At 35.7% G+C, this 17,374-nt stretch carries 10 protein-coding genes; 6 read left to right on the top strand and 4 right to left on the bottom strand.

The window, feature by feature from the left end:
* Positions 1-60 precede the first annotated feature (60 nt).
* Together BST91_RS12730 and BST91_RS12725 are read left to right on the top strand one after the other, a co-directional pair.
* On the top strand, positions 61-1,095 hold the full coding sequence (locus BST91_RS12730) for a ligase-associated DNA damage response exonuclease (RefSeq protein WP_085775607.1): 1,035 nt from the start codon (positions 61-63) through the stop codon (positions 1,093-1,095).
* Positions 1,092-2,720, top strand: a complete 1,629-nt coding sequence (locus tag BST91_RS12725) for an ATP-dependent DNA ligase (protein WP_085775606.1) — start codon at positions 1,092-1,094, stop codon at positions 2,718-2,720. Before BST91_RS12730 ends, BST91_RS12725 begins: the two co-directional genes overlap by 4 nt.
* On the opposite strand, the gene BST91_RS12720 is transcribed toward BST91_RS12725, so the two are convergent.
* Positions 2,717-3,700 carry a polyprenyl synthetase family protein gene (locus BST91_RS12720; RefSeq protein ID WP_085775605.1) on the bottom strand — a complete coding sequence of 328 codons (984 nt, stop codon included), beginning with the start codon at positions 3,698-3,700 and terminating at the stop codon, positions 2,717-2,719. The two genes, BST91_RS12725 and BST91_RS12720, sit on opposite strands and share 4 nt — an antisense overlap.
* 138 nt (positions 3,701-3,838) lie before the next feature.
* On the opposite strand from BST91_RS12720, the gene BST91_RS12715 reads away from it, so the two are divergent.
* Genes BST91_RS12715 through BST91_RS12700 form a run of 4 tightly spaced genes read left to right on the top strand, consistent with a single transcriptional unit; the run spans position 3,839 to position 10,507 of the window.
* Positions 3,839-4,456 carry a TetR/AcrR family transcriptional regulator gene (locus tag BST91_RS12715; RefSeq protein WP_042276244.1) on the top strand — a complete coding sequence of 206 codons (618 nt, stop codon included), beginning with the start codon at positions 3,839-3,841 and terminating at the stop codon, positions 4,454-4,456.
* Positions 4,457-5,812, top strand: a complete 1,356-nt coding sequence (locus tag BST91_RS12710) for a TolC family protein (protein ID WP_060523307.1) — start codon at positions 4,457-4,459, stop codon at positions 5,810-5,812.
* A 28-nt stretch (positions 5,813-5,840) separates the two neighbouring features.
* Positions 5,841-6,992: an efflux RND transporter periplasmic adaptor subunit gene (locus BST91_RS12705; protein ID WP_042277254.1), complete on the top strand. Its 1,152-nt coding sequence runs from the start codon at positions 5,841-5,843 to the stop codon at positions 6,990-6,992.
* 2 nt (positions 6,993-6,994) lie between these two features.
* Complete coding sequence (locus tag BST91_RS12700; protein ID WP_085775604.1) at positions 6,995-10,507, top strand: efflux RND transporter permease subunit; 3,513 nt, start codon at positions 6,995-6,997, stop codon at positions 10,505-10,507.
* A 309-nt stretch (positions 10,508-10,816) separates the two neighbouring features.
* Here the strand turns inward: BST91_RS12700 and BST91_RS12695 are convergent, their stop codons facing one another.
* From BST91_RS12695 to BST91_RS12685, 3 genes are all read right to left on the bottom strand, one after another.
* Positions 10,817-13,072 carry an inorganic phosphate transporter gene (locus BST91_RS12695; protein ID WP_085775603.1) on the bottom strand — a complete coding sequence of 752 codons (2,256 nt, stop codon included), beginning with the start codon at positions 13,070-13,072 and terminating at the stop codon, positions 10,817-10,819.
* A 183-nt stretch (positions 13,073-13,255) separates the two neighbouring features.
* Complete coding sequence (locus BST91_RS12690) at positions 13,256-14,404, bottom strand: hypothetical protein (protein WP_042276251.1); 1,149 nt, start codon at positions 14,402-14,404, stop codon at positions 13,256-13,258.
* Between the two features lie 90 nt (positions 14,405-14,494).
* Positions 14,495-17,221 (bottom strand): TonB-dependent receptor, encoded by a 2,727-nt coding sequence (locus BST91_RS12685; RefSeq protein WP_169709783.1) that lies wholly within the window; start codon positions 17,219-17,221, stop codon positions 14,495-14,497.
* Positions 17,222-17,374 lie beyond the last annotated feature (153 nt).

The raw sequence follows: 17,374 nt of genomic DNA, 5'->3' as shown, positions 1-17,374 counted from the left end.
CTTGACAATAATCTACCAGGATAAATAACATCTACCAGCCCGGCTTTAAATGAAAATAACATGAGCAGGGAACCTTTATTAAAATTTACAGAACGCGGCATATATTGCTCTGCGGCAAATGTGTATCTAGACCCATGGAAACCTGTTGACAAGGCTTTAATCACACATGGTCATGCAGATCATTCAAGATGGGGAAATAAAAGGTATATTACTCATTTAGATAATTTACCGATTATCAAACATCGCTTGGGAGAAATTAACGCAAGTGGTGTTAATTATGATGAGTCATTTAATATAAATGGGGTTACCTTTTCCTTTCATCCTGCTGGGCATATACCTGGCTCATCCCAAATAAGAGTTGAACACAAAGGAGAAGTATGGGTTTTTACTGGTGATTATAAAACAGAAAATGATGGTATTTCCGTGCCATATGAGCCCATTCGTTGCAACACTTTTATAACAGAATGCACCTTTGGATTACCAGCATTTAAATGGCGTGATCAAAAAGATATTATGCATGACATCAATACATGGTGTTCTCAAAATAACAAAGAAGGTAAAACATCAGTTCTATTTGCTTATTCTTTAGGCAAAGCCCAAAGACTCATTAAGCATCTAGACACTTCTCAAATGAAAATTTATTGTCATGGTGCTGTTTTCAAAATGACAGAAGTTCTTAAAGAGTTAATCAACTTTCCTGATTTCACGTTAATTACCAGAGAAACAAAAAAAGAGGAACTCATAGGAAATATTGTAATTGCTCCACCTAGTGCTCATGGGTCATCATGGATGAGAAAATTAGTCCCGTATGCGACTGCAAGTGCTAGTGGATGGATGACATTCAGAGGAGCGAGAAGAAGAAGAGCTATAGATAAAGGATTTGTACTTTCTGATCATTGTGATTGGGATGGATTGCTATCCTCTATTGAAGCTACTAGATGTGAAAATGTAATAACAACGCACGGTTATCAAGAGATTTTTGCTAGATACTTAAGAGAAGAAAAAGGGTTGAACGCTATTTCAGAACGCACACAGTATGAAGGAGAAAACCTTAATGAACAAGAGGATTTATCCACTAATACGAGTAACACATGAAACAGTTTGCCGAACTCATAAGAACCATAGATGGAACTAATAAGACTAATCTTAAAGTTCAAGCGCTCACTGAGTATTTTAAAAATGCTCCAGAGCAAGATAAACTATGGACTATCGCTATTCTTTCTCACAGAAGACCTAAAAGACCAGTAAACACAACTCAGTTAAGAGAATGGGCTACTGAAATAAGCGGCATCCCTAGCTGGCTATTTGAAGAATCCTACCACATCGTAGGCGACCTAGCTGAAACCATCGCCCTTATTTTACCTAGTTCAAACAACAGCACTGACAAAAGCTTATCTACTGTAATCAATGAACTAATCGAATTGAGAAAAAAAACCGATGATGAAAAAAAAACTTATTTAAAAGAAAACTGGCTAGGCCTTAATTATTATGAACGATTTGTTTTTAACAAGATAATGACCGGCGGTTTTAGAATCGGAGTCTCACAAAAGTTGATGACAAGAGCTCTTTCAAATGCCACAAATATTGACAAGGATATTCTTGCTCATAAATTAATGGGCAGTTGGACAGGAGAAAATACCACCTACAATGAATTGATTTATGAGGACAATGAAGTAGCTAGAAGAGGAAAGCCTTATCCTTTCTATCTAGCTTATGCAATTGAAGGTGATATTGAGGACCTAGGAGATGTTTCCCAATGGAGTGCCGAGCATAAGTGGGATGGAATAAGATCCCAAACCATTGTACGTAGCGACGAAATATTTATTTGGTCCCGAGGTGAGGAATTAGTGACGGATAAATATCCCGAATTTCAATCTTTCCTAGAATACATTCCCAACGGGACAGTTATCGATGGCGAGATTTTACCTTATAAAAATGGAGAAATACTAAATTTTAACGACCTTCAAACAAGGATTGGTCGTAAAACTATAGGTAAAAAATTGTTACAGGATGTTCCCGTTGTTATAGTCGCCTATGACCTGCTAGAATGGCAAGGTAAAGACATTAGAGATCAACCATTTGAGGAACGTCGCGCCCTTTTAGACCAACTTGTTTTAGAAACTAGAAAAAAAGCTAGTATACAAGAACCTGATTCTGATTTTCCTTTATTACTTTCTGAAACTATGAGCTTTTCAAGTTGGGATGAAATGGGTGAAGAGCGTGCGCTTTCGCGAAAGCGAAAAAGTGAAGGTCTTATGATCAAACATAAAAAAAGTCCTTATCAAGTAGGCCGAAAAAAAGGTGATTGGTGGAAATGGAAGACTGACCCTTATAGTATTGACGCTGTTCTCACATATGCAATGCGAGGACATGGTAGGCGTGCAAACCTGTTTACAGACTATACCTTTGCTCTATGGGATAATGGTGAATTAGTCACTTTTGCCAAGGCCTACTCTGGGCTTACAGATGCCGAGTTTAGGAAGGTAGACGCTTGGATTAAGAAAAACACATTAGAGCGATTTGGTCCAGTGCGCAGTGTAACGCCGCATCATGTTTTTGAAATTGCTTTTGAAGGAATCGCTCCTAGTAAAAGACATAAATCTGGTGTAGCTACAAGGTTTCCTAGGATTTTACGATGGCGACATGACAAAACCATTGACCAAGCAAATACGATCGAGGACCTCAAAGCTCTTATTCCAAAAGATGGAGATTTGATTTAACTTACTCTACCCATAAGTTTTAGACTGAAATTGGTAAGTTCCTCTTTTGCTTGTTCTGGAATATCAAGACCTTTAATATCTTGTAAAGCCATTTCAGTGTAAGATTTTATAGCCTCTAGAGTGGCTTGCGCTCCACCACTTTTTTCAAAATGAACCTTAACTTGTTCTTTTTTATCATCGATCTCATCCATGGTCATGTCTAGATGATTAACAGCAAACCATGTTTTTAAATCGTGAGTATGCTCTAGGTTCTCTATACTTTTTAAGTATAGATACGTCTTTTTATTCTCTCGTATATCACCACCAACTTCTTTCCCAAAAGTTGCTGGATCACCAAATGCGTCTAGATAATCATCCATTAATTGAAAAGCTAATCCTAGGTTTATTCCATAGTCGTAAACCTTTTGTTGTTCCTCTTCATTTTTTCCAGCGATAATAGCTCCCATTTGTAACGCACATCCTACTAGAACTGATGTTTTTAACTTAATCATGTTCATATATTCAGCAATCGTAACATCATCCCTACTCTCAAAATCCACATCAAATTGTTGACCTTCACAAACCTCTAGTGCGGTTTGAGAGAATAATGTAGTGAGTTGCTTAAAAGTACCTGCATCGTACTCATCAAATAGTTGATAAGCTATAATTAACATGGCATCACCACTTAAAATACCTGTGTTTTCATCCCATTTTTTATGAACAGTAGGGTTACCACGTCTTAAATCTGCTTGATCCATTATATCATCGTGCAACAAGGTAAAATTATGAAACACCTCAACAGCCAGTGCCGCATTAAGAGCCTTATCAATACTCTGACCATACATTTGTGCACTTAATAAGGTGAGCAATGGTCTTAATCGCTTTCCTCCTAAATCTAGAATGTAGTGAACAGGATCGTACAATCCTTTAGGCTCGTTATGATTTATGGTTGATTTTAAATGTTTTAGAAAAACTTCTCTTAACTGTTCTAGTGATTTCATGCTGTAAAAATAAGACAGACCGGCAAGTAGTCGATAAAAATGTTTCCTACATGTTAAACAAATGTAAAACTTAGGAAACTATTTTTGTTTTCAAAGTTTCCTATGGGTATATTTGCACGCTGAAACAGAAGCAGGAAAATGTCGCAATTGAAAGATCAAATTATTAAAAAATCGCTAGAGATGTTCCTTACACTAGGTTTTAAGAGTGTAACTATGGATGACATCGCAGCAAAATTGGGTATGAGTAAGAAAACTCTTTATACCCATTTTAAAAACAAACAAGAACTTGTAGCTCACGCATCACTTCATATGTGTAATACTATTTGTGATGGTGTGGATAATATTATAGAGCAATATGAAGACAAACCTATTGAGGAGCTCTATGCTGTAAAACGTTTTGTAATGGAAGAAATGAAAGGAGATCAAACTAGCTCTATTCATCAATTACAGCGATACTATCCCGAGGCTTACAAACCGGTGCACGATATCAAATTTCACTACATGGATTCTTGTATCAAAAAAAATGTGAATAACGGTATCAAACTAGGAGTGTATAGAAATAATGTAAATCCTGATTTCATTGCTCGCATATATTTTATTGGAATGCAAGGGATAAAAGACATTTCCATATTTCCAACAAACGAATTTCCAGTAAATGATTTATATGACGATTATCTAGAATATCACTTACGAGGAATCCTAACTCCTAAAGGAAGACAAATATTAAACCAAATCATAAATTCTAATCACGATTAAATGAATAAATCTGTTCTATATATAATGGCTTTTATGGGTCTCGCTTTCGCGAAAGCGTACTCACAACAAACCGTTCCAGACACCTTCAGTCTACAAGAAGCGATAGACTATGGTTTAGAAAACAATTACCAAGCAATTAATGCACAACGAGAGGTTGCCAAAGCATTGAAGCAAAAATGGGAAACCACAGCTACGGGACTACCACAAATTAACGGATCAGTTGATTACACCAATCAATTAAAACAACCCGTAACTCCATTACCTGGTGAGGTTGTAGGTGGACAGCCAGGAACTTTTGTGCCTGTTGTGTTTGCGCCAAAACAATCTATGAACTTAACAGCCACTTTATCACAATTAATATTTGATGGAAGTTACCTTGTGGCGCTCGAGGCTTCTAAAACATTTTTGGATTACTCAAAAAATGCAGATAACAAGACTAAACTAGAAGTACGTAAAGGTATTATAAACGCCTATGGTGGTGTTTTACTGGCACAAGAAAACGTTGCCATCCTAACTCGTAATAGGGACAATCTAGATAGTAACTTAAAAGAAACTCAAGAGATTTTTAAAAATGGCCTTACCGAGGAGGAAAGTGTTGAACAACTACAAATCACACTGGCACAAATTGAGAATCAGCTAGCAAATGCTAGACGTCAAGCAGATATTGCAATGGATATGCTTAAATTATCTTTAGGGATTGATTTATCTGAACAAATAAGCCTGACCGATGACCTAGAATCCTTAACAAAACAACACTTAGATCCTAGTATCACACAATCTTCCCTAACTCTAGAAGAAAATGTCGATTATCAAATTGCATTAAATTTTTCTGAACAGCGTCGATTGGAATGGAAACTAGAACGAGCAAAATCACTTCCTACCGTTTCAGGATTTGTAAACTACGGTACTCAAACTTTTGATGATGAATTCGTGTTCTTTAATAGCGATCAGCCTTGGTTTCAACAGAGTGTGGCTGGAGTAAGCATTCAAGTCCCTATTTTCAGTTCCTTTGGTCGTAAAGCTGCTCAAGACAGAACAAAAATTGCGTGGGAACAAGCACTTACCGATCTTGAACGAACTGAGCAGGAATTAAACCTCAATTATCAAACAGCGGTAAACAACTATCAACTAGCAATTGACACATATCAAACTACAAAAGATAATTTATCCCTTGCTGAGCGTATAGAGAACAAAAACTCGGTAAAGTTCAAAGAAGGTATTGCTACTAGCTTTGAATTAAGACAAGCACAAACACAGTTGTACAGTACTCAGTCAGAATATCTTAATAGCATGTACCGTGTAATTCAAGAAAAAGTAAACATTGAAACACTACTTAATACACCTAAATTTAAATAAAAACACCCATCCTAATAATTATCCTATCATGAAACATATTTTAACCATAGCAGTTGCTTTATTTCTGATTTCTTGTGGTGGAGAAAAAACCGCTGAAGAATTAATTGCTGCTGGAGACAAACAAGCTCTTGCAACAAAAAAATCTGAATTAAAGAAACAAAAAGAGACTATAGAAAAAACGATTGCTAAAATTGAAGCCTATGAAAAAAAGAGTAAAGGCGAGGCAATTAAAGCACAAGTAAGTACTATGGTGTTAAAAGACACCCTATTTAATCATTATGTAGAACTGCAAGGTAGTGTAGATACTAAACAGAACATCACTGTAATGCCTGAGACAGCTGGATTACTTACCCAAGTTTATGTAAAAGAAGGACAGCGAGTGTCAAAAGGTCAACGACTAGCTAGAATTGACGATGGTGGTGCCGCTCAAAACCTTGAACAAATGAAGGTACAAGCTCAACTTGCTAAAACTACCTATGAGCGTCAAAAACGCCTTTGGGAACAAAACATAGGTTCAGAGATTCAATATCTGCAATCAAAAGCTAATTATGAAGCTCAAGAGCGCTCAATAAACGCAATGCAACAACAACTTGCCAAAACAGTAGTAACAGCACCTTTTTCAGGAACTATTGACGACGTCATTACAGAACAAGGAAATGTGGTGAGTCCAGGCATGCCTCTATTCCGATTAGTAAGTCTTAAGGACATGTATCTTAAAGTAGACGTTCCAGAAACTTATTTGACCGCAATTAATAAAAATACTGATGTTATAGTTGAATTCCCAGTTTTAGGTGAGACCGTTAAGAGTAAAATAAGACAAACAAGTAATTATATTAACCCGTCAAATCGCTCATTTTCTATAGAGGTTCCTGTTGACAATAAATCTGGTAACATCAAACCTAATCTTACAGCAAAACTGCGTATAAATGATTACACCTCTAAAAATGCGATTTTAGTTCCTCTTAATGTAATAAACGAGAATCAAGATGGTGATCAATATGTGATGGTTACCGCTCAAGGCGAAAACGGATTAATTGCAAAAAGACGTGAGGTAACAACAGGGAAAGCTTCTGGTGATTATATCGAGATCCTAAGCGGTCTTGAACCTGGTGATGAAATCATCACTGAAGGTGCTCGTAGTGTAAAACCAGATCAAGAAATTAATATTATAAACTCATAAGTATGTCAAATAAGAAAAACAGTGACAAAGAGTTTAAACTCTCATCATGGGCAATTGACAACAGTGTTGTTGTTTATGTCATGATGGTAATAATCTTCTTTCTAGGATTAAATGCTTACAACAGCATGCCTAGGGAAGATTTTCCAGAAATTAAAGAAACAAAAATTTACATCTCAAGTGTTTGGCCTGGAAATACGGCTGAGGACGTTGAACGATTGATTACCGATCCCTTAGAGGATAAGCTTAAAAATATTAGTGGCGTAACAGAAACTGAATCTACATCTCAAGAGGACTATTCAATAATCATTGTTGAATTTGATGATGATATAGCTGTAGAAGCTGCTAAACAACGTGTGAAAGACGAAGTAGACCAAGAATCTGCTGGTGAAGACTGGCCTACATTTAACGATAAGCCGGTTACTCCTAATGTTTTTGACCTTACCCTTAGTGAGGAAATGCCTATAATGAACATCAACATCAAAGGTGATTACACTGTACGTAAACTTAAAACCTTTGCCGAATATCTAGAAGATGAAATTGAAGATATAGAGCAAATTAAACAAGTAGACATACGCGGTGCTCAAGATCTTGAAGTAGAGATTGCTGTTGATATATATAAAATGACAGCAGCCAAGGTAAGTTTTGATAACATCTTAAATACGGTAAGAGGAGGAAATGCAACCGTAAGTGCTGGTAATTTAAAATCTAGTGGTCAACGACGTACTATTAGAATTATAGGAGAAATCGACAACCCTAAAGAATTAGAAAATTTTGTAGTCAAAAATGAAAATGGACCTATTTACCTAAGGGATGTAGCTACCATCAAATTTAAAGAAGAAGACAAAAATACATTTGCAAGGGAATCAGGTGATCAGGTAGTAATGCTGGACGTAAAGAAACGTTCTGGTAAAAACATGATTATTGCGGCAGATAATATACGTGAGGTAATTAAGGAGTCTCAGGATTCTGGAGCATTGCCTTCTGACCTAGAAATCACTGTGACTAATGATTTATCTAGTAAGACACTTAATCAAGTAGATGACCTAGTTAATAATATCATTTTTGGTATTCTACTGGTGGTAGGTGTTTTAATGTTCTTCTTAGGGTTTAGAAATGCCTTATTCGTTGGTTTTGCAATACCTATGTCTATGTTCATGTCCTTTGCCATTATCAGCCTATTTGGTTACACCTTAAATACAATGATATTATTTGCTATGATTATGGGGCTAGGAATGCTTGTTGACAATGGTATTGTAGTTGTTGAAAATGTTTATAGGTTGATGGATGAAGAAGGCATGTCACGTATCGAAGCTGCTAAAAAAGGAGTAGGTGAAATCGCCATTCCAATTATTATTTCTACTCTAACTACGGTTGCGGCATTTGTTCCATTGGGTTTATGGCCTGGATTAATGGGACAATTCATGAAATATTTCCCAATTACTCTTTCTATAGTTTTAGGAAGTTCCTTATTTGTCGCAATATTCTTTAACTCCATGCTAGTTTCAAAATTCATGGAAATTGACGACCGCAACTTGTCTATAAAATCCTTAATATACCTAACCGCTATCATGGTTCCTCTAGGAATATTTATCTTATTAGTAGGTGGACCTGTATCTGGCTTAGGGTCTTTGATGATACTTGTAGCGGTTTTATTTTGGCTATATAAGTTTGCTATCAAACCTCTTACTCGTGGATTCCAGCGCACGTTTTTAGTATGGTTAGATAATCTATATGAGCGATTTTTAAGATTTGCCTTGAGCGGTATAAAACCATACATCTTTATGATTGGTATGGCGGTGATGTTTGTGGGAATTTTAATGGCATATTTTGGGTGGTCTGTTGCATCTGGAAGAACTAAAATTGAATTTTTTCCAGATAATAAGCCTAATCAAATTATTGTTTACATAGAATATCCTCAAGGAACTTCAATTGAAAAAACAAACAGTATTACCAAAGAAATTGAAGAAGTGGTCTATGAAGTGATCAACGATGATTTCTATATGAAAGACGGAAGAAACGTACTTGTAGAAAGCGCTGTTTCTCAAGTAGGAATGGGAGCTGGTAATCCTCAAACAGACGGTGGTAGCTCGGCAGAGATGCCTCATAAGGGTAAAATCACCGCGAGTATGCGTGAATATAAATTTCGTGAAGGAAAAGACGGAGAATTAAGAGATAGTGAAGTTTTACGTAAAAAAGTTCAAGAAACTCTAGAAGGTAGATTCCCTGGAGTTGCTATTTCAGTAGAAAAAGATGCAAATGGACCACCACAAGGATATCCTGTGAATATAGAATTAGAAGGTCCTGATTACGGCGAGCTTATATCAACAGCAGAACAAATGGTAAAATTTCTCAACACCAGAAATGTAGCCGGAGTTGATCAATTAAAGGTTGATGTAAATAAAAGTAAACCTTCGATGATTGTTGAAGTTGATCGTGAAAAAGCTGGTGAATTAGGAATAAGTAATAGCCAAGTAGGAATGCAGCTTAGAAGAGCAGTGTTTGGTGAAAAAGCGGGTATCTATAAAAAAGACGGTGAAGATTACGACATCAATGTAAGGTTTAACGAAGATCAACGCTATGATCGTAGTGCGATCTTTAATCAAAGAATAACCTTTAGAGATATGGTAACAGGACAGGTAAAAGAAATACCAGTAAGTGCTATTGCTAAACAACGTAATACTTCTAGCTTTAGTGCTATTAAGCATAAGGATGCAAAACGTGTGGTTACAGTATACTCTGCTCTTAAACCAGGTTTCACCGATGCTGGAGCCGTAGTAGAATCAATAAAATTAGAGATGGTTGACTTTACGATTCCAAATGGTATAAAAGTTGACTATACAGGGCAAATTGAAGAGCAAGAAAAAGAGATGGCATTTTTAATGAGTGCTCTATTCGGTGGTTTATTCCTGATCTTCTTGATTTTAGTATTTCAATTTGGATCTATATCTAAACCTACTATTATCATGATCGCCATCTTCTTAAGCTTTATTGGTGTTTTCTTAGGGTTGATTATAACGGGAGATCCTTTTGTTATTTTAATGACAATGATGGGAATAATTTCACTTGCAGGTATCGTGGTAAATAACGGTGTGGTGCTTATTGATTATATAGACTTACTTAAATTAAGACGCAGTGAGAAATTAGAACTTGGTGACGATGAAATTCTTCCTAAAAAAGAAATGTTTGAAGCTATAGTTAAAGGAGGAAAGGCTAGGCTTAGACCAGTTATATTAACTGCCATCACAACAGTTCTAGGACTTATTCCTCTTGCGATTGGATTAAATATTAATTTCTTTACGTTATTTACTGAATTTGACCCACAAATTTTCATTGGTGGTGACAACGTAATATTCTGGGGACCATTAGCTTGGACTGTTATTTACGGTCTAATTTTTGCAACTTTTTTAACCCTAGTTATAGTTCCTATCCTATTGTACATGGTACATAGAATCAAGATCAGAATTTACAACTGGCGCAACAATAAAAAGTCATCTGAAGTACAAGTAGCGACTTAGATTTCCCCTATTTCATTTGTCGTTACTACGAGCCCGATTCCCTAATCGGGCTCTTTTTATTTAAGTAGGAATTATATATACGCTATATGTTATTGACACATATGCAATAGTAATACGTTTGACCTAAAAGAAAACTTCTCAAACAATAACATTCATTTGAGGCTTTACAGGTAAGCTGTAAATATTAATTTGAATGATAAATAAATGTTGTTCTGAAGAAATAAATAGATCTGCTATGATCTACTAACAAGTATAAAAAAAGCTCTGTAGAACATACAGAGCTTTATTTCATTAAAGGATGTCATCCTTTTATTCTAAGTCTACTTTTTTATCGTACTGTATATAATACTCTTCTACTACTTGCATGGTTGTTTCAATCAAGTCCCTAGTTTCTAACAAAAGGCTAAAATATAAAGTAGTATTCTTAGGAGATTGCTCATCATCCTTAGTACGTTTAACCTGTCTATCGATTTTTGCATCGACTAATGCAAGCAACTCACGTTTTGATCTAATTATTTCATCAAGTGATGAAAACTCTTTGTTCTTAAAAGTCTGTTCTGCTTTTCTAAGTATTTGACTCACTTCAGTAATAACCTCTTTCAGGTCTTTCATTTGATTGAACTTCAAACTCTTGTGATTATTACTAATATGTCTGGTACTATTCTTTGTAATTAAGTCCAAAGACTGAGTCATATCTTGTAGATGTCCTAAAACTTCAATGTAAAATTTACTTGCTCCTAGATTCTGTTCATCAAGATTCTTTATAAAGTAGAAAATATTATTCCTAAGATCGTCTATTTCTTCACCTAGCTTATTACTTTCCTTTTTAGAAGATTTAAGAACACTTAAATCTTGAGACATCAAACCTTCTAGAGTATTATTATAAATACGTTTTGATCGCTTAAACACCATTGAAACATTATCAGAACTCTCGTGAATAATACCTTGAATGGTTTTACTTTCTGCCTTTTTAAGCTCATCAGTCTCTTTAATTTTAGTAACAGATTTTTTATGAGCTAAATAACTACGGTATAGCAATAACACAGCCAATATAATTAATGGAAATATGGCGTAGTTATTAGTTATATAAATTAAGTAGGCCATTATCGCAGCAGCTGTAAAAGCGCTAAAAGCTGTAAAGAACCAACCGCCTATCACATTAATAACACCTGCTATTCTATAAACAGCACTTTCAGTACCCCATGCGCGATCAGCAAGGGAAGTACCCATAGCAACCATAAACGTTACATAGGTAGTAGATAAAGGCAATTGGTAAGAAGTAGCAACCGAGATCAAAATAGCTGCTACCATTAAATTCACACTAGCACGCACATAATCAAATGCAGGCTTATCCTCGTGTTTAGGCACCACATCGAGTTCCGCCACTTTTTCAAACCTGGATGATATATAATTTGATGTTTTTTCTGGTAAAATTGCCTGAATTCCTTCTGCAGCTCTTAATGAATAACGTACTAAAAATCTTGACAAAGCATTAGCTTTAAATCGTTCAGTACCTGTATCTTGTCTAGCAAGATCAACTGAGGTTTTAACAACCGCTTGGGCTTTTGATGAGAACCATAGAGTTGCTACCATTATCACACCAGCCACTACTAACAACCACTTGTTAGAAGGTAATTTGTTCCCTAGAAAATCCATTGCAACACCAGAAACATCTCCAGGCTGTGTGATAGCGTATTCATAAGCTTGATAAGCACCAATAGGCACACCAATAAAGTTCACTAAATCATTACCTGCAAAAGCCATGGCAAGACCAAAGGTTCCCATGATTATTATTAGTTTGTAGATATCCTTTTTAAGTAGAATGACATAAACAAAACTGAACAAGGTCCAGAAAATAGCCGAAATCGTAATAATCTTGGAAACGCTAGTTGTTGCTATTAGCTCGCCTACCTTACCTAGATCAGCTCCTTTGAGACCTTTTACTATGATAAAGTAAAACAAGCTAGTAAGTGATAAACCACCAAAAATTCCAGCAAAAAAAGCTGGCCTTTTACGATAGTCAAAGGTGAGCATTAAACGTGAAATAAACTGCACCAGTGCTCCAATAGTAAAGGCGATGACGACCGACAACAAGATTCCCATGATTATTTGAAGTGCCTTGTCTGATTCAATGTACTTACCTAGGTCTAGAAAGGATTCTTCTCCAACTTGAGAAATTTTGATCAAAGACATGCAAACCGCTGCGCCTAAAAGTTCAAAAACAATAGAAACTGTTGTAGAAGTAGGCAATCCCATCGTATTGAAAAAATCTAACAACAGTACATCGGTTATCATTACCGCCATGAAAATGATCATCACCTCACTAAAATCAAATTGAGATGGAATGAATATTCCTTTACGAGCAACTTCCATCATTCCACTGGAAGAAAGAGCTCCAAAAGCAATTCCCACACTCGCAATAATCATGATGGTTTTAAAGTTGATCGCCTTGGAACCTATAGCACTGTTTAAGAAGTTTACAGCGTCATTACTCACACCTACCACTAGATCGGTTATCGCTAGACCTGCTAGAATGATGAGCATTATTAGATAAATATCTGGCATCTATATACAAATTTTCGACCCGCAAAAGTCGTTAAAAAAATCCTTTACAATGTTATCTAATCGTTATTTATATTGAGGAGAGATTCATTACGCTTTCGCGAAAGCGAACCAAACTAAAATCATTTAAATAAAAAAGAACCGCACTTGTGCGGTTCTTTCATTTATCTATAGTGTTGTTTCTTATTAGAAAGAATAGCCAGTCCAAGCAAATACTGAAGCATCAGCACCTGTATTTGAAGCTGAAACATTTACCGTAGCTCCAGGAGCATTCTTAACGTCTGTACCATCAGCATTACCACCAGCAGTAGCGTTAACCACAGTAGCGCTAGTAGAATCACCTCTACTATCTTCTAAATCAATAAAGTCAGAAGCTGTAGCAGTACCAGTTACAGATGCCAATGCATTGTTGATAGTTGCAGTTGCTCCTCTTCTTACTTTAATAAGATCTGAGAATTCTACGTTGTTACCACTGTTGATTATTGTAATATCTTGAACAGTGAAGTCTGATTGTACATTGTCAGTTGGTGAGTTACCGTCTAGGTTACCATCTGCCTCGATACCACGTGGGTCTGAAGTAACAGCTGTATAACCAGGCTCACGTACACCATATAAGTTTGTACAAGTACCTCTATAACCTTGTGTGAAATCGAACATGTCATCTTTTGCATTAAGTACAAAAATGTTTGAAGCGTTTACAGAACCACCAAAGAATTCAATTGCATCATCATCACCATCCTTAATCCAGATGTTAGACAAAGTTGTTCCAGATCCTACACCATTTAATGTAAGTCCATTATGTTCTGCACTACCATCAATACGTGCTCCTGTATATTCAATGATCACGTGATCAAGGATACCCGAATCTTCAGTATCATTATTTCCACCAAATAATACACCAGTGTTAACCTCGGTACCAGCTTCGTTTTGTCCAGCTGGGTTTTGTCCAGAAATCCATGCGTTACCATTTATGATAACTCCACCCCAAGCAGCAGGAGCTTGTGAGCTAGCTGTAAAGCGTATAGGAGCTGATGGGCTACCATCTGCAATGATTCTTCCACCTCTTTCTACTAGTAAGTAAACATCAGTACCACCAGCCTGAGCTGTAATAGTAGTTCCTTCTTCTATTGTTAATGTAGCACCATTTTTCACAAACAATGGGCCGTTTAATACGTATGCGTTACCTGCAGTTAGTGTTCTGTCTTCAGTTAAGTTTCCAGAAAGATTTAGGTCGTTGTTGTTACCGTTTCCACCACCATTTACATCATCATCAGTTTCACAAGATGTGAAAGTAAGTGCTGCAACAGTTAATAAAGATAAGATTGCTTTTTTCATTGTAATCGTGTTAGTTAATTTTAAAAAATTTAGTTGTGCAAATATGAATCGTTATTATACGATTAATGTTATCTAAACTTTATCAAACTTTTAAAATTGGTAGCTATAACCTAGGCTAATATCAACTCCACGTTTATAATTGCTTAACACAACGTTACCTAATTCACCATCACGTTCTAATTGAATCTTTGGATTAAGCAGGTTTCTTGCTTTAAGGGATATTTTACTATTATCACCTAATTTTAAACTACTTACAAAATCCAATGTTGGAACTCCTTTTTCTGTAATGTTTTCAAATCCTCTTGTTCCCACAGAGTATACTCTATCACTGAAGTAACTGAAAACTAAAGCTGTATTTAGGTTGCTAGTTCCTATGAATGTATTATAATTAATATCTGCATTAATCAAAAATGGTGCAGCTCCTTGTAATTCAGTTGAATCCTCAGAAAATTGTGCTAGTGGATTATCTAGATCTTGCTTACTGTTGATATAAGAAGCAGTAATTCCTCCAGATAGCTTAGATTCTCTTACTACATCATTAAGTGTAGTCATCTCCTTAGTCACAAAATCTTTTTTAGCTTCAAGCTCAATACCTAAAACTGTTGCTTTTTCACCTACATTTAAATACGTTAAAGTATTTCCTGCAGATGGAATCTCAACTCGTGAAACTGGGTCTGAGATATTCTTATAAAAACCAGTTAATGAGATTAATTCACCTTTTGAAGGGTAAAATTCATATGCTACATCTAGGTTGATAATGTTAGATATTTCTAGATCTGGATTACCTTGAATAGCAAACTGAACTCCATCATATCTAAAAGGAGCAATCTCCTTAAACCTAGGCAACATGTAAGTTTGACTAGCTCCTAGTCTAACGATATTCTCTTCATTAATGGTGTATTTAACACCCAAACTCGGTAAGAAGAAGCTTTCATTAATTTCAGAAGGACCATTTATTGAGCTACGTGCAATGTTGGTATTGTACTCAACTTCTTGATTAATATTTTCAAATCTACCACCTACGTTAATCAAGAACTTTTCATTGAACGCCTTAACATAATTTAAATTTCCTGCAATTGTAGACTTATCTCCAATGTAGAAGAAAGGAGTAAATGCTTCTGGATTGATAGCACTACCACGCCCAGTCTCTAGTCTAAAAACACCAGCAGTTAATGATGGTTGATTGTATACTGAATCTGGATTGTTGATATCAACGGCAACACGTGTGTTAAAAGTATGATTGAAAACAGTTGCTTTAAACACGTGATGTGTGTTGCGGTAGTCTCCACCTAATTCGATATAGTTTAATAGATCATTATCTATATCCTTATTCAAATTGTATTTTAACTTCACTATAGCATTATAATCATTCTCTTGAAGTTCACTAAAATAACGTTGATTATTTCCACCAGAATCAACGTCTGGACTATAGAATCCATCTCGGAAAAGATATTGAAAATCACGACGATCAGGTTCACTTCCTCTTATGGCATTAAAACTTCCCTTAACTTTTAATTCAAGCTTTTCAGACAGATCAAACCTTCCCAATAACTGATTTACGAAAAGATTGTTATCATTAGTTTGCTGTCTATTGATATAAACTCTATCACCATCTTGTTCTGGGTTGTTTATACCTTCGTACTCCTGAAAACTTTGTGTGTTTTTATGGATGTAAAGAGAAATGAATTCAATATTATTTTTACCCATTCGATAATCCAAGTTTACCATTCCTATCTGTTGGGTATCATAATTATAATTTTGACCTTCTACATCAAAAAATAAAGAACCATTACTAGTCGTGTTTTTTACTTCTCTTTCTAAAAATCTATAACCATTATCAAAGGTCAATAATCCGTATACATTTAAATAATTATCACCTATATCAATTCTTCTTCCTCCCATTACAGAGAAACCTACATTAGGAGCAAAACTGTTCGTGTTAGGAGCAAGATTATTTTCAAATCCGTATACGGCAAGGTTATTTACTGGAATATTAGAATCACTGAACCCAAAATATCCCTCGCCATCGATACTCTTAAAATCCTCTCCGACAGTTTGAGAGTTCACACCAGTAGAAAGACCAAATCCAAATGCTTTGCGACCGGACAAACCTTTTAAATCTATATTAATATTAGCACCTGCATTATCACCAGTGATATTTGAAGTATACACTTTATTAATATCAACTGTTTCTAACAAATCTGACCCAAAGAAATCCAATGAAATATTTTTATATTCTGGATCATCAGATGGTAATGGCAAACCATTAAGAGTAGTTGAGTTATAGCGATCACCTAATCCACGTACAAAAACATTTTTTACACCAGATTGCTTACTCACACCACTTACTTTAGTAACTGCGCCTTCTGCGTCACTTACCCCTTTTTTAGATAGCTCCTCTGCACCTATCGACTGTACAATAGTTACCGAATTTTTCTTTTCCTGAATAAGAGCCTCTTCACTCTCTCTTGTTTTTGCAACAGTAATTTGGATTTCAGTAAGCTGGTCCGCTTTAGCTGTCATAGGAGTATTTACCGTAGTAGTAAATCCAGCCTTAACCTCAATATTTTCGATTTCGACTGTTTGCATACCTACATACGTAAAAATTACAGTGTAAGTCCCTACTGGTGCTGTAATACTGTAATTTCCATCCATATCAGTTTGTGCACCTAAAGAAGTCCCCTTTAACGCTACAGAAGCAAAGGCAAGTGGTTCATTCTCAAAATCAGCGTCGGTTACTAATCCTGCTACCTTACCAGATTGGGCTGACAATAAGGCGCTTACAAGTAAAAAGCTAAATAAAAAATACTTTTTCATTACATTAAATTTCATCTTGCAAAAGAACTAAGGATACACGTGTACAAAGGTTACCTCAACATTAACTTTAATAGATTCTTACGTTAAGAAATAGTAAATTTCAAATTGTAATCACCAAATCATTCAAAACATTATCTTGCAAAAAAATGTACC

It is taken from the genome of Nonlabens tegetincola, from assembly GCF_002117085.1.
GTDB classification, from domain to species: domain Bacteria; phylum Bacteroidota; class Bacteroidia; order Flavobacteriales; family Flavobacteriaceae; genus Nonlabens; species Nonlabens tegetincola.
This window is presented reverse-complemented; position numbering and strand designations above follow the sequence as displayed.

What these genes read in the sequence shown, in the direction of transcription:
- BST91_RS12730 (WP_085775607.1), top strand. Translation starts at nt 61, where the DNA reads ATGAGCAGGGAACCTTTATTAAAATTTACAGAACGCGGCATATATTGC.
- BST91_RS12720 (WP_085775605.1), bottom strand. Translation starts at nt 3,700, where the DNA reads ATGAAATCACTAGAACAGTTAAGAGAAGTTTTTCTAAAACATTTAAAA.
- BST91_RS12705 (WP_042277254.1), top strand. Translation starts at nt 5,841, where the DNA reads ATGAAACATATTTTAACCATAGCAGTTGCTTTATTTCTGATTTCTTGT.
- BST91_RS12685 (WP_169709783.1), bottom strand. Translation starts at nt 17,221, where the DNA reads ATGAAAAAGTATTTTTTATTTAGCTTTTTACTTGTAAGCGCCTTATTG.
- BST91_RS12715 (WP_042276244.1), top strand. Translation starts at nt 3,839, where the DNA reads ATGTCGCAATTGAAAGATCAAATTATTAAAAAATCGCTAGAGATGTTC.
- BST91_RS12725 (WP_085775606.1), top strand. Translation starts at nt 1,092, where the DNA reads ATGAAACAGTTTGCCGAACTCATAAGAACCATAGATGGAACTAATAAG.
- BST91_RS12700 (WP_085775604.1), top strand. Translation starts at nt 6,995, where the DNA reads ATGTCAAATAAGAAAAACAGTGACAAAGAGTTTAAACTCTCATCATGG.
- BST91_RS12710 (WP_060523307.1), top strand. Translation starts at nt 4,457, where the DNA reads ATGAATAAATCTGTTCTATATATAATGGCTTTTATGGGTCTCGCTTTC.
- BST91_RS12695 (WP_085775603.1), bottom strand. Translation starts at nt 13,072, where the DNA reads ATGCCAGATATTTATCTAATAATGCTCATCATTCTAGCAGGTCTAGCG.
- BST91_RS12690 (WP_042276251.1), bottom strand. Translation starts at nt 14,404, where the DNA reads ATGAAAAAAGCAATCTTATCTTTATTAACTGTTGCAGCACTTACTTTC.